Genomic DNA, 13,220 nt, shown 5'->3' with positions numbered 1-13,220 from the left:
CTACACCCACTCGTTGAGAGCCGCGCGCATCAGCCTGCGGCAGGCCACAAAAAGATACGGCGAAAAGAGCCGTGCCAGCTCGCGCCCGGCAAAGCTGTCAGAGGGATAATGCAGGCCCGCCGCCTCGCGGTTCTCCGCCACCCGCTGGGCCACGAAAAACAGCTCGGTGGTGGAGGGGTTTTCCGGCAAGAGCCGCGTCATCATCTCCGCCACCGAGAAAAGCTGAAAGCTGTGGTTGGAGGGATAGGCATCATGCGGTGGATTATCGAGGTAGGGCCGCAGCCCCGGGTCAAAGAGGTTCGGACGCAGACGGGCGAATTTGTCCTTGTAAAGCAGCCCGACCCGCTCTGCGATATCGATGACGGTTTCGATGAGCGCGACCGTATGCGGAGCCTCTGTGGGGTCTGAAATCCCCAAAGGACGCAGTACTTCGGTGATGTCCGCCGAGGACACCTGATCCACGATCTCGCGTTTGCGGGGTTCATCGTCGTAAAGCGCGATCTCCTGCCGGAGGATTTCCGCAATCTCCTCCACCGTATGGCGCACGCCCGGCGGCGGCGGCAGCGCGAGGCTCTCCCACGGCAGCGCGGCGGGGCGATCCGGTTTGTCAATGATGATGAAGGTGAGCTCGCGCAGTTCCTCCCAGACCGCATTGCTGGTCGATATGATGTCAGCGGCGCCGGTGACGTTAACCGTACCCTTTGATTTACTTTTCGACTTCGACTTGCTCTTCGATTTTGACTTGGACTTGCTTTTCGATTTCGAAAAAGCCCCGAAACTAAAGCTGGCCCGGGTCCGCGCGGCGGTCAGGCTTCTGACCTCAAAGCTCTCGGTGACCAGCGGGGTCAGCGCCTCAAAAACCCTGTCGAGGCAGATCTCCTTGCTGTTGTAGGACTCCAATACCCTTTGTACCGGCTCAAGGTTGACCCGCAGGGTCTCCACGAAGGCTTGCTCATCGTCCGGCGTGAAGTTTTCGGTATTGATCGGGGTCAGTTCGCAATCAGGTGGGATCAGATCACCCTCGGGCGTCATCATGACGTTTTCAATGACGTATTCAGGCATAAAGCCCCTCCAAACCACTGCGCACGACCGTCAGAACGTCGGTATTGGGAAAGGGTGTGTCAGACCCCGACTGCAACACCGCCAGGGTGTCTTGCCCGCTTTGGGCATTGAGTGTCTCGAGCGCGCTGCGTCCTTCCGCTTTGCGGTCCGAAAAGCTGCAGGCCGCAGCAAGGGTGCGCAGCGTCGGCTCATACCGGTGCCCGGTTGCGAAAGGATGCTGGGCGAGGGCACGCTGCGATGTTCTGGCCGCGCGTGCATAGTCCTTTTGCATCAACTGGCTCATCGCGAGCGATGTGGTGAAACTGTAGCGGAACGGGTTGTTCGCCCCCAACCGGCAAGCCTGCCGCGCATGGATTTCGGCCTGCGCGAAACGGCCCTCGTAGAAATTCAGCATCGCCAGCGTGTCCGACAGCATCGGGTTGGTCGGCCCCCGCTTGTCCCAGCCCCGCAGCAGCTCCACCGCCTGCTCGCGTTCGCGCAGGACAAAGCTCTGAATATGCGCGACAAGAGCCACAACCAACGGGTTGTGACGGTCAAGCTCCAAGGCGCGTTTGACATAGAAATGCGCCTTTTCGAGAATATCAGGCGAGTTCACGCGCCCCATCTTTTCAACCTGAAACGCCGAAAGAAAGGCCTGCCAAGCATAAAACGTAGCCCCCTCGACACAATCTATCGCCTGGTTCAACGCGCGCTCAGCCGCGGTCAGATCGGTGCGCGACAGCCGAAAGATATGGTCGATGGCCACAAAGGCATGGCGGGCCGCAAGATGGGCGTCTGACTGCAATGCACCACATTTGAAAATCCGTTCGCAGAGCTGGTCAAAGACCTGATTTGCGTAGATTTGCGCATCGTCCAGCGTGACCGTGCGACCATCAAAACTCAGTGCGTCCGACCACAGGAGCCGCCGGCCGGCCACATCAAAAAGGTTGGGCGCAAGGCTGAATTCATGCCCGATCTGCTGACAGTCAACGCGGAACATCAGATCAGAGACCCGCGGCGTGCCGCCAATATCGCTTTGGCCGATTGCGTAATCGTGCACATCGAAAAAACCGCTCTGCGTGAACTTTTGCTGCAAGGCCTGCCGCAGCCTGAACGCCAGCGCGCCTGCGACCTTGCAAGACGGCGGCGTGGTCTCCAGAAAGCCTATCCCGATGCGATGCAGGTTGGGGCGTGGCGGCTCCTCAGCAGCTGCGGTTGGCGCCGTGACGGCGGGTACCTTTGGGCGGTCACTCAAGCGGGCGCGGGTCATGCGCAGCCACTCTTCGAAACACTCGTCGCGGATATTGATGCCGTCGAGAAAGACCGGTGTGTAAAGCGATTGCTGGGAGAATGCCTCGGCAAACAGATCAACGCGCAGCCGTGACAGATCCAGCCGAAGGGTCCCGTTCTGAGCAATCAGGACGTCCCCCGCCCGCGTCCCAAAACTGCGCCGCAGATCTTTCAGCCCTTTCTTGAGGCTTTCGCGGGCCTGTATCTCGCCTCGGTCGCTCCATAGCAGCGCCTGCAATACCGTCCGGGCCACTGCGCGCCCTTCTGCCACAGCAAGATACGCCAGCAAACCTTTGGATTTTTCGAGCCTTGGTGTCAGGTTTTCACCATCTGAAGAGAACAATTCCAAGGTTCCCAAAAGACGTAGTTCAAATTCAGGCCGTGTGTCCATAAGCGTGTACCGCGTCTATTGCGTAAAACAAAAACAGAATGTCAAAAACAAAACGCGCCATTAAAATGCCGACGCAACCGAAGGTTAACGTGTTTTTGACGTAAGGGAAACTCCTGTGTTGTCAGTCGCGCGCCGGCAGCTAAAATCCGCCGGAGGTGCGGACGATTAAACAAGACAGATCAACCAGTTGCAGTTGCCGCCCTGGGAGGCCCGCAAGATCGGCAACTCTTTGCCACCCGCATCACTGCGGACTGTAGGGCCGCTCAATAGACAAGGTATCGCGCAGTTTGGCCCATGTTACGGCCTCAAACCTCTCCGGCCAGGCCAGACCCAATTCCGCCACGCGTTTTCGGGCGAGGGGCAGATAGACCTTGGCATAGGCAAGATGTGCCGTGAGCATCGCCTCCCGCGTGGGGACTGCGGGGGGAAGCGATGTCAGAACTGCCTTCTGCTCGTCGGTAATAAGCCGATTGAGGTGCAACACCCCCCCGCGATTGGGTGCGTTTGTGTCTTCGATCATGAGATCGACAAGAAGGTTGCGCAGATGAAAGACCCCAAGGACGCCGTTGATGTATTCCTCGCGGCCTGCCGCAAGGTGCAAAAGGCCGAGTATCCGGATGAACTCCTCGACCTGATACTTGAATTTCTTCAGATTCGGCCCGGTATCCTTGGGCGTCTCTGCCAGACGATCAAAAATGCCGTCGTGGTCGAACAGCGGTTTCAGTCTGCTTTGGGCCTGTGCCGCCATCTGTTCCGGCTTGAGGATCAGAACATCCGTGCGGGTCCAGTCTGCGGTGATGGCGTTTATAAGAACGGGGACGGTGGTCCGGTCCCACCACAGGACGATCTCACCGGTTTGCGCGACGGCCTGGCGCCAGATGTCCGCCACCGCATCGGTCGCGCCCGCCTCTGCAACCATGACAAAATCGATATCGCTATAGGCATCCGCCATGCCGTTTCCATAGCTGCCGCTCAGAAACAAGGCCCGGATGCCCGGTGCGTCGCTTGTGGCATCCGTAATCGTCTTGATCGCTTCAGCGTGGGTCATCGCGCGCCTCCATGCGGGGACAGTATCATCCTCTTTTCCGGGGTCAATTTCGCCCCGGATCACGCGCCCTAGTGCAAGGCGGCCTTTGGGTCGATCCCGATCCTGTCGCACATGCGCGCCATGTAAGAATTCGGCAGGGGCGGATTCTTGCGCCACCACGGCTTTGTCCCATTGGTGTAGAGGTGCACCGAGATGGTCTTTTCGGTGAAATGCCCTTCGACACGCCCATACGGATCATAAAAGACATCGTTGAGCTGGAACGGAACCGGGTAGAGCACATCAGGCGTCATCGCCCTGTCAAAATCGCCGGTCTGCTTGCAGAAATAGGTAAAGGCCTGTGGGCCAAACGCGGTGCGTTCGGCTTTGTAGATACGCGCGGCATGGCTGAGGTTCTGATGTTGCAGCCGGTCCATCTTTCTGCGCTGGTTCTTGTTCCACCAGGGTGGGTAGTCCGGCAGATTTTCATAGTAGTCCAGCAGTTGGTCCATCAGATCACAGGCCTGTGGAATGGCCACGACCCCGCAATTCAGATTGCCCAGCATGCCATGACCCGCAAAGATAAAATGCTGATCCGCATCAAAGGGCTTGTGACAAAAGGCATCACAATCGATCCAGATCGCGCCGGTCTTCTGGATCATCTTGTAGCGAAAGACATTCGACAAAAACGAAGCGCTGGTGACCGCGACCAACTCCATGTCGATGTCCATGATCTCGGCGGCTGGGCGGATCTCGACGCCCTCGGGCGCGTTGGTCACGTCGTGGGTACAGTAAAGCGTGGTCGGATGGCCCTGCAGCAGATGCGATTTCAGACACAATTGGTTGATGTAGTGCAGCTTCTCTCCGATCCAGAGAGAGGCAACGGCGCGTCTGGTCTGCATGTGATGTCCTGCTTTGCTCTGAGACGCGGAGGCCTGCGTCATCTGGTGTGATCCGCGCAGTCTAGCAAAAGCCGTGCGGCGCGATAAAGACGAAAACGTGCCTAGTCGTTCTCCATCAGTTCGGGGTGCGTTTTCCTGAGACCTTGTAGCGCCTTGCGCGCAAACAGATAGTCGTTATCTGCCAGCATGAATTCGCACGCCCGCATCAGCAACAGCGGGTGATTGCGCTTTTCCAGGTTGCCGATCATGGCACGCCGCCAACTGCGTATCTCCTTGCGGGCGCGCATGGTGCGGTAAAACGCCTGCTCCAGCCTGCCGGTTTGCGCAAACTCGCGCATCATCTGGGGAAGCGCGTCACATTTCACCACCAGCCGGATGGCCTGATGGGTCGCATTGGGAAACGCCAGATGCTGCACGTTTGGTCCATCAAGGCGCGCCGCATGGCGTTTGTCCTCCATCTCAAGCGGATCATAGAACATGGCAATTTTCGGGATGTAGGGCACCGCCGCGGCGGCATCCAGAAACGGCATCTCCGCCCAGTCGGACCGTTTCACGGAGTACTGAAAGCGCTTTTCAAAAGGTGCAATCTTGCGGCTCATCGTCGATTGCGGGCTAAAGACCAGAACCCAGGCATTGCGAACCAGCGGCGCAAAGTTCAGCGCCGCAAACGCGCCCATGGAGGCCCCCATGAACACAACCCGTTCAAACCGGTCGAAAAACCCGCGTTCCGCCAGGGCGGCAATCTGCGCGGAACTGGTCGGCTGGCGGAACCAGTCCTTGCGAAAGGACTGCACCCCAAGAAGCGAGTAGCCCAGCATCTCGACCCGTCGGTACATCCAAGGCAGGCGCGGATAGGGATCATCGAGCGTGGCCAGATTGTCGAAGGTGACAAACAGCGTGGGGCTGCGGTATTCGAACCACAGGTTGCCATGCGCACCTTCGAGCAGAAAACGGTCAGACTGGCAGACCTGCTCCAGCGGGACCGAGGGCGGCAGGTGCAGTGGCGCTGGCGTGTCGGCAGGCTGTGCCATGTCAAAAGACCTGTGCAAAACGATCAGGCAGCTTGTAGAGCTCTTTGCTGCGTCCGCCGCCAAAGGTGAAAAACGGGCTTTTTTCGTCCTTGCGCCGCCATCCATCATTCAGTTTCTGGCGCAGATCGGGGAAATCAACCGTCTCGGCCACCGGTTCTTTCACGCTGAGCTGCTTGTAGGTCTCCCAGGCGTTGTCCCATCCTGTCACCTTGCGGCTGGTCTGCTCCAGCGCGCCGCTTTGTCGGGTGCGTTGGGATTTGCGCAGGGAAAGCCGCTCTTCAGTCATATCGTAGTCGACGAACCGCAAGTGAAAGAGATAAAGGTCTGGGTCGAGAAACTTGCGCCGCTCGTTGGCGAAATGGCCGCCCGGCGCAAAGGTGATCTTGTTGCGGGTGATGCAGGGCTTGTTGTAATTGGCATTCAGCCGGTAGATACGCCGCACATCCAGCACGTTGCGGTCCTCGGTAATCGGCTCCGGCTCCAGCGTCGGATTATGCACCATCTCGATGGCAAGCGGCGAGATCACCGGCGGCCGGGCATCCGCGTCAAAGCGTTTGAGATACTCTACCAGGTTGTCCGACACCGCTGGATCAACCGCCACGATTTCATCCACGTCCCCGGTCAAAATCCAGTTGTAATAGCGGGTGAACCCGGAGGTAAACATCGACAGCATCTGCCAGCGGCGCTGGTTGAAACAATAGCGCGTGGCGTCATGCGGCAGGTAGATGACATTGCACCCTTCGGCGATCTTGCGATGTTCAGGATCGCCCCCGTGGCTGAGGACATAGAGATGCTCGCGCCCCAGGTGCCTGCCGTAATAGTCAACCCAGCGCCTGAGAAAGAAATGATCGCCGCCCACCATGGTCATCGCAGCCATCGGGGCCTTTGTGTCATCCATGTCGCCTGCGCCCTGAATTTTTCTCTTTCTTTGACGTCGATCTAGCCCACCGGATCGGTATTTGTAAACGCGGACGGGTTTTCGATTGTCTTTCGCCGTGCGAGGATCGTATTTAGCTGGAACGATTGTTCAAGGGCATTCGCGCATGAACGACAAGACAAACGACGCGCCAAGCGCCCCGTCCGGCACCATCATTCGCGCCGAAAACGGGGACATCCTGCGGTTTGACAGCACCGGGATGGTCATGGTGCTGTCCGATCAGGTCATCGACGATATCGCCCGCCGGCTGCCTGACCCCACGCCCAAGGACCCGCAGGCCTATGAGTGGATTGATCCCGGCGTCCTTGGTGATGTGGATGCCTGGGACCTGCGGCGCGATGGAGAATGGTACGTCTTCAACGCCAATCTGCCCGGTTTGCAGGGCCCCCGCCAGTTCCGCAGGCTGGCAGAACCTGACGACGCTGAGAGCGAGCCGGGCATCATCGCCGACGGGGCGGGGCCGCTCTGCGGGGTGTTCAGCCTTGGAGGCGCGCGGCGGGCCACGGGTTTTGACGTCCCCTTGGATTTTCCATGGCATGTACTGGCCCCTGCGGACGATCTGGGGGCGGTCGGCCATGCCGGTGTGGAAACCGCCAAAATGCAGACAGCTCTTGAGACCCTGCGCGAGATGACGCGGGATGCGGCACTTGCAGATGCGCTGGTGCGACGACGCCACAGCGCCCACAAGGCCCTGCCGCTCTTCGTCGCGCGAACGGAGACGGACACAGCCGCCTCGATCTCAGAGCTCGCCACAGGCCCCGCCTATGACAATCTGCTGACCGCGATACGATCATTGAAAGCTTGCGCGGGCCGACTGGGGCGTCCCGCGAGCCTCCATGCGCTGGGGTTGGACTATACGCTTGAGGATGTACGCAGCGACGGCACCACCTACCGCAACGGCGTGTTCGATCTGATCGCCAGGCTCACCGCGGATATCGCCAGGCTGGGGCTGCGCTGTCCGCCGATCCTGTCGATCTTTGACTGTGGCACGCATCGGATAAACGACCACCCCGTTCTGCGCGCCCAGTGGGAACTGGCCTGGCAGGGCCCGGAGCACGGTCTGCACTTCACGGCCCCCGGTTACATGTTCCGACAGGATCGGTTTGGCCGCCCGGACAAAGACGCCCTGCACCAAATGGCTGAAATGGACGCCTGCGCGCTCACCGCCCTGCAGGGTGCCAAGGATTGGACCTGCCCGGTCTTTCTGCTGGCCGAGACTGAGCCTGACCGCAAAAAGATCAGGGTCCGCGCCAGAGCGCTGAGCGATCTGGTGATCGACGCCGCAGACCCTTTTGGCGCGGGCGACGCCTGTGGCTTTAGCCTGCGGGGCGCTACAAACGACCCCCAGCTGTTGTCCGTCACGATTGCCGAGGATGACCCGCAGGATGCTATCCTGACCTTTGACAAACCGCCAAAGGGTGAAGATCTTGAAATTCTCTACGCCTTTGGTCTGTCGGCGGATCGGGACGAGGTGGATTACCCTTCTGCCTGCGGTGCCCTGCGCGACGACTGGACCCACAAAAGCAGCACCGGAAGCGTGCTACATCGCTGGGCGCTGCCCGCGGTGCTGCCGGTATGGTGAAAGGGGACAGGATGCTCGTGCTCAAAACCACCGTCCCCGAGGCGCTGATCCTGAAAGATCCCAACAAAGCCTTGCCCGCCCGGCTGATCGCTGACGGGGCGCATTGGTTCGCGGCGCGGCCAGAGCATGCAACGCTGTCAGAGGACCCAGTCCCCGCGATTCAGATGTGGCGCAGCCGGACCAGCGATGCGGTGATGCAAAAAACGCATCCAAACAAGAACAACAGCGCCTTCCGCCCCGAAATTCAGGGCGGCGGGATCGAATTCATCAGCGGCACGCACTGCGGGTTTTACCTTTCGAACCTTACACTCAATGCGCAGAACTGGTCCTGTGCTCTGCGGTTCGAGGCACCTCAAAACAGCGCCCGGACGCTCCTGACACTGAATTCGGGCACAGTCGACAACTACATGTTCCTCCAGCAGATTATGGGGCAGGTTATCTTCAAGGACCAGCAATCCACCCTCGAGATCACCGCCGCACAAGAGCCGACCTCTCGACCAGTCACAACGCTCTACGCGGCGTTTTCTGACCAACGCCTTTGGCTCCGCGTGGATAATGGCCCGGTCCAGACCACCGGGACGCAGGCCGACATCCCCCTCACCAACCCGTTGACCCTCTATATCGGGTGTCGCAGCAACAAGGCACGGCTGCTCAAGACACTTGGGCACTTCTTTTTGCACGACGCGATCCTCTGGCCCGACACGAACATTCTTGACCCGGACCACAAAGAGACGCTCGATCTGTTCGATCATCCCGAACTTTGGGGCGCGCGCGCATGAGCTTTACCCCCCAGACGCTTCAGGGCGACAATATCTGTGTCATCTGGATTGATGACATGATCGATGTCTTTACCTGGCGCGACACCTTCGGGCTGAGGATAGAGACCCCCAATATTGACAGATTGATGGCCAGGGGGGTCCGCTTCAGCAATGCCTATGCAACCATCCCGCTTTGTGCGCCCTGCCGGGCGGAGCTGGCCACCGGCATGTCCCCCTTCCGCACCGGTCTGGTCGATCTCAACCGCATCTGGCGCGACGCCCTGCCCCCTACCGCGGGCTGGCAGTTCGATCTGCGGCGCGCGGGGTTTCGGACCTTTCAGACCGGCAAGGTCGACGGCAATTACAAACCCATGAAGGCGGATTACAAACGCCTGCTCTTTCACGAGGAATGGAAGTGCTCAGACAAGGGCGATCGCTACAAAACCAAGGATTACCTCGATCGTGGCCCCGGCATTCGCGGCATCAACCATCCCGATGACGACGGCGCGCAAGATGACCGCTTTTACGATCATGACGTCACCGAGAATGCCATCCGCTACCTTGCCGAGGCAGATCCGAAACGCCGGCACCTGATACAGTTGGGCTATAAGCATCCCCACTACAGCCTGGAATGCCCGGACCGTTTCTACCAGATGTATGACCCCGCACAGATCGTCTGGCCCAGCATCGCCGCCCCGGAGGATTTCTACGGCCCGCAGCCCGGTTTCGCTGTCTACGAGGCCGCCTACATCGCCAATGGCAGTTGGACGCCTGAACGCGCGGGCGACAATGGCTGGCGGCAGGTTGTGCGGGCCTATTTTGCCGCGATCAGCCACGTGGATCATGAGATCGGGCGCTTTCTGGAGGCGCTGGAGGCGTCAGAGCTGGGTCAGAACACAACCGTGATCCTGTTGTCGGACAATGGTTTTAATCTGGGCAATCACGACAGCTTTCACAAGATGAGCCAGTGGGACAGCGCCGCCCACATCCCGCTCACGATCTCAAGCCCGCGCATGGCCGGAGGCGCAGTCATCGACCTGCCGGTTTCCCTGCATAACCTGCCCAAGACCATCTTTGATCTTGCCGGTCTGCCGCCGCGCTATCACTGGACCTCGGGACAAAGCCTCCTGCCGCTGATCGACCCCGCTTTTGGCACCTATGACACCAGCAAATCCCCGATCACTTCGGTCTTTGGCACGCTCTCCGTGCGTCCGTCGGTCGAGGGTCTGAGCCAGTATCGCTACTTTCGCTATCCGAACGGCGAAGAACACGTCTACGATCTGGTCAATGATCCAGGCGAGACGACCAACCTTGTGGACAGCGCCCCGCTGGAAACCCTGCGGCGCGAGCTGGTGCAAGGCGCGCTGGATCTGGGGCTTGATTTGCGCGGTTTCGAGAACCCTGCCGACGGGGTGAACGCGATGATGGCCGTTGATGGCACCGTGGTGCTGGAAGGCGGTGCCGGGGACAATGACTACTGGGCCTACGGCGCGGATGTGGAACGCATCAAGGAAGACAAGCATGGCGGCACCGACACGCTTTGGTACATGGGCGGGCCGAATGACTATGTGGTGCACATGCCTGCAAACATTGAAAAAATCCGCATCGGTACAGTGGTCGCCCGACCCGAGGCCGACGCAGAGACGAGCCGGGACGACAGGCCCGGCCGCAAGATACACGTGGTCGGCCACCCCAGCTCTCCGATGCATTTTGAGACGTCAGAGCGGGTTGCTGTTGACGTCAGGGGCACGCTTGGCAATGACGTGATGATCGGTTCCAAATACGCAGCCTCAACCTTTTACGGGGGGGCCGGCGATGATCGGCTCACAGCACTCTCGGTCAACAAGGCGCGCAACCGGTTTTACGGGGGGGCCGGCAATGACACCCTGATCGGCGGTAGCGGCCGGGATTACCTTGATGGCGGCACCGGGAACGACCTCATCCAAGGCAACAGCAACGGCAACACGTTGATTGGTGGCGCGGGCAACGACCGTATCTTTGATGGCCCTGGTGGCTCGAAAATCTCAACCGGGCCGGGGCGCAACAAGGTCGTATCCGTCAGCGGGGACGATGAGATCACCGTGGGCTCCGGGCAGAACGAAATCACCACCGGGCCGGGGGCTGTCCGCTTTGTCATTGCCTATGGCGGTGTGACGCGGATCAGGAAGTGGCACGATAGCTACCAGATTGACCTGTCGGCCTGGCCCGCTGTCCCCGAAATGGAAGTTTCGCGCACCGGCACAGTGCTCCGATTGGGCCTGTCTTTTGTGTTCCTCAAAGCAGTAACGGACACGGAGGTGATCCGGTCAGCACTCCTGCATCCGGACCTCTTGCCTGCACGGGGCGAGTGATCCTGTTGGCCGGGGACAGAACAAGGAAAGGTTTTCACCATGGCACATCCCTATGAGACCCTCGGAGACGACAGTTTCTGGCGCGCAGCCGTGGCAGAAAGATCAGCCTTTGAGATCAAAGGCCTTTGGAAGCCCCGTTTTCAGATCAAGAAACGATCCCGCATCGCCACGGCGGGATCCTGTTTTGCCCAGCACATCAGCCGCGCCCTCACCGCGCAAGGCTACAGTTGGATTGATGCAGAACCCGCGCCCGAACACATGACGACGCTGCCAAGCGCGATTATCACTACGGCATCTTCAGCTTTCGAACCGGGAACATCTACACCACCAAGATGCTGCATCAATGGCTGCAATGGGCCTCGGGCAAGACCGAGCCCCCACAAATCGTCTGGGAAAAGGAGGGGCGGTTCTACGACCCTTTCCGCCCCGCCGTCGAATTGAACGGATTTGCCGCGCCGGAAGAGGTCTTTGCCTCGCGGCAGGTCACCACCGCTGCCGTGTACCGGGCCCTCAAAGAGGCGGATGTTCTTGTTTTCACCCTCGGTCTGACCGAAGCCTGGCAAGACATCGAAAGCGGCATCGAATTTGCAATCTGCCCCGGCGTGGCCGCGGGGGAATTCGACGCCGCGCGCCACAGCTTCGTGAACCATGGGTTTCAAAGCACCTACAAAAACCTCAAGAGCGCGGTGCAACTGGCACGCAGGCTGAACCCGCGCCTCAAGGTGCTGCTGACCGTGTCTCCGGTACCTCTGACGGCCACCGCGTCGGGTGAACACGTGCTGACGGCAAGCAGCCTGTCAAAATCGGTGTTGCGCGCGGTTGCAGACCAAATGAAAACGATCAGCCCGCATGTGGATTATTTTCCATCCTATGAGATCATCACCCAACCCGCCTTTCGCGGCATGTTCTTTGACCCGAATATGCGCACGGTGACGGGCAGCGGTGTCGGTTTTGTCATGGAGAGCTTTTTCAGCGATCAGGCCGCTGCCTTTTCCAAAACCGTCAAGGTGCAACGCCCCTACGGTGTGATCGAGGAAAAAACCATTGGCCCCGAGCAGGCGCTTCCCAAAAAGATCATCGATGAAGAACAGGACGCCGAGGACGCGACGGAGGCTCTCTTGTGCGAAGAAGAGATGCTGAATGCTTTTGGAAAATAAACGGCTTTGCGTTTTTGGGGACAGTCATTTCATTTGCACCAGACAGGCCGTTAAGAGCGGGCTGGTCGATGCGACGGGGGTCGATATCGAGTTCTGGGGCAATGCGGGCGCGCAATTTCGGCATCTGGCCTGGCGCAATGATCGGATCGAGCCGCTGGACGATTATACCGCCGGGCGCTTCGCCAAGACCAACCGGCACGGTCGCAGGACACTGACCGCGGCCGATTTCGACATGGTGCTGTTCATGGGTTGCCGGATCGATCTTTACCGGCTGTTTCCTGAACTGCTGCATCGCCGCCGCACGGGTGATCAGCGCCTGTCACCCGGTGTCGAGCGGCGCTGGATTCACGACTTTCTGCACCGGCTGCAGCCCTATCATTTCGCCCGGCACTCTGCCGCGTCAGCCGACAGCCGCGTGGTCTTGGCCCCCATTTCATTTGACACGGCGGGGTTTGATGAAACCATTCCGCCCCGGTTTTCGGAAGCCAGAAACGCCCGGCCCCAAGAGCGCGATGCGGCTTGGCATGTGGTGCAGGGAATTGCCCGCACCGACGGGATCGAACTGCTCCGGCAGCCGGATGAAACGGTCATTGACGGCTGCTGTACCGATCCCGCCTACGCCGTACAGAAGCACCGTGAACGGAACGATAGGACGCACAAAAATGCCCGGTACGGCGCGCGGATTTTAACAACGGCACTGGACATGCTGCGTCGGGCCTGAAACCCTGCGGAACAACTGAAAAACCCGGTGCGTGA

General features: G+C 59.6%; 11 protein-coding genes. 5 read left to right on the top strand and 6 right to left on the bottom strand.

Annotated elements, in window-relative coordinates:
- The 6 genes from H7847_RS11965 to H7847_RS11940 form a co-directional block, all read right to left on the bottom strand.
- A complete protein-coding gene (locus H7847_RS11965) occupies positions 1-1,062 on the bottom strand; it encodes a phosphatase PAP2 family protein (protein ID WP_227269715.1) in 1,062 nt (353 codons plus the stop codon).
- Positions 1,055-2,674: a hypothetical protein gene (locus H7847_RS11960; RefSeq protein ID WP_227269714.1), complete on the bottom strand. Its 1,620-nt coding sequence runs from the start codon at positions 2,672-2,674 to the stop codon at positions 1,055-1,057. The genes H7847_RS11965 and H7847_RS11960 overlap by 8 nt, the downstream gene beginning before the upstream one ends.
- A gap of 289 nt (positions 2,675-2,963) precedes the next feature.
- Entirely contained in the window at positions 2,964-3,770 is an 807-nt protein-coding gene (locus H7847_RS11955; protein ID WP_227269713.1) for an aminoglycoside 6-adenylyltransferase, read from the bottom strand.
- A gap of 68 nt (positions 3,771-3,838) precedes the next feature.
- Positions 3,839-4,648, bottom strand: a complete 810-nt coding sequence (locus H7847_RS11950) for a glycosyltransferase family 32 protein (RefSeq protein ID WP_227269712.1) — start codon at positions 4,646-4,648, stop codon at positions 3,839-3,841.
- 101 nt (positions 4,649-4,749) lie between these two features.
- Positions 4,750-5,679, bottom strand: a complete 930-nt coding sequence (locus H7847_RS11945) for an alpha/beta hydrolase (RefSeq protein WP_227269711.1) — start codon at positions 5,677-5,679, stop codon at positions 4,750-4,752.
- 1 nt (position 5,680) lies between these two features.
- The gene (locus tag H7847_RS11940) at positions 5,681-6,577 is read right to left on the bottom strand and encodes a glycosyltransferase family 2 protein (RefSeq protein ID WP_227269710.1); all 897 of its coding nucleotides are present in this window, start codon (positions 6,575-6,577) and stop codon (positions 5,681-5,683) included.
- Positions 6,578-6,722: 145 nt separating this feature from the next.
- Between H7847_RS11940 and H7847_RS11935 the strand changes: the two genes are divergently transcribed.
- The 5 genes from H7847_RS11935 (at position 6,723) to H7847_RS11915 (ending at position 13,185) form a co-directional block, all read left to right on the top strand.
- The gene (locus H7847_RS11935) at positions 6,723-8,198 is read left to right on the top strand and encodes a hypothetical protein (RefSeq protein WP_227269709.1); all 1,476 of its coding nucleotides are present in this window, start codon (positions 6,723-6,725) and stop codon (positions 8,196-8,198) included.
- A gap of 11 nt (positions 8,199-8,209) precedes the next feature.
- Positions 8,210-8,977: a hypothetical protein gene (locus tag H7847_RS11930; protein WP_227269708.1), complete on the top strand. Its 768-nt coding sequence runs from the start codon at positions 8,210-8,212 to the stop codon at positions 8,975-8,977.
- A complete protein-coding gene (locus tag H7847_RS11925; protein ID WP_227269707.1) occupies positions 8,974-11,307 on the top strand; it encodes a sulfatase-like hydrolase/transferase in 2,334 nt (777 codons plus the stop codon). The genes H7847_RS11930 and H7847_RS11925 overlap by 4 nt, the downstream gene beginning before the upstream one ends.
- A gap of 332 nt (positions 11,308-11,639) precedes the next feature.
- The gene (locus H7847_RS11920; protein WP_264479549.1) at positions 11,640-12,464 is read left to right on the top strand and encodes a GSCFA domain-containing protein; all 825 of its coding nucleotides are present in this window, start codon (positions 11,640-11,642) and stop codon (positions 12,462-12,464) included.
- Entirely contained in the window at positions 12,448-13,185 is a 738-nt protein-coding gene (locus tag H7847_RS11915; RefSeq protein WP_227269706.1) for a hypothetical protein, read from the top strand. The genes H7847_RS11920 and H7847_RS11915 overlap by 17 nt, the downstream gene beginning before the upstream one ends.
- Positions 13,186-13,220: the final 35 nt, after the last annotated feature.

It is taken from the genome of Roseobacter weihaiensis (genome assembly GCF_020622345.1).
GTDB lineage: Bacteria > Pseudomonadota > Alphaproteobacteria > Rhodobacterales > Rhodobacteraceae > Roseobacter > Roseobacter weihaiensis.
The sequence above is the reverse complement of the archived record's forward strand: the minus strand, read 5'-3'. Positions and strand labels throughout refer to the sequence as shown.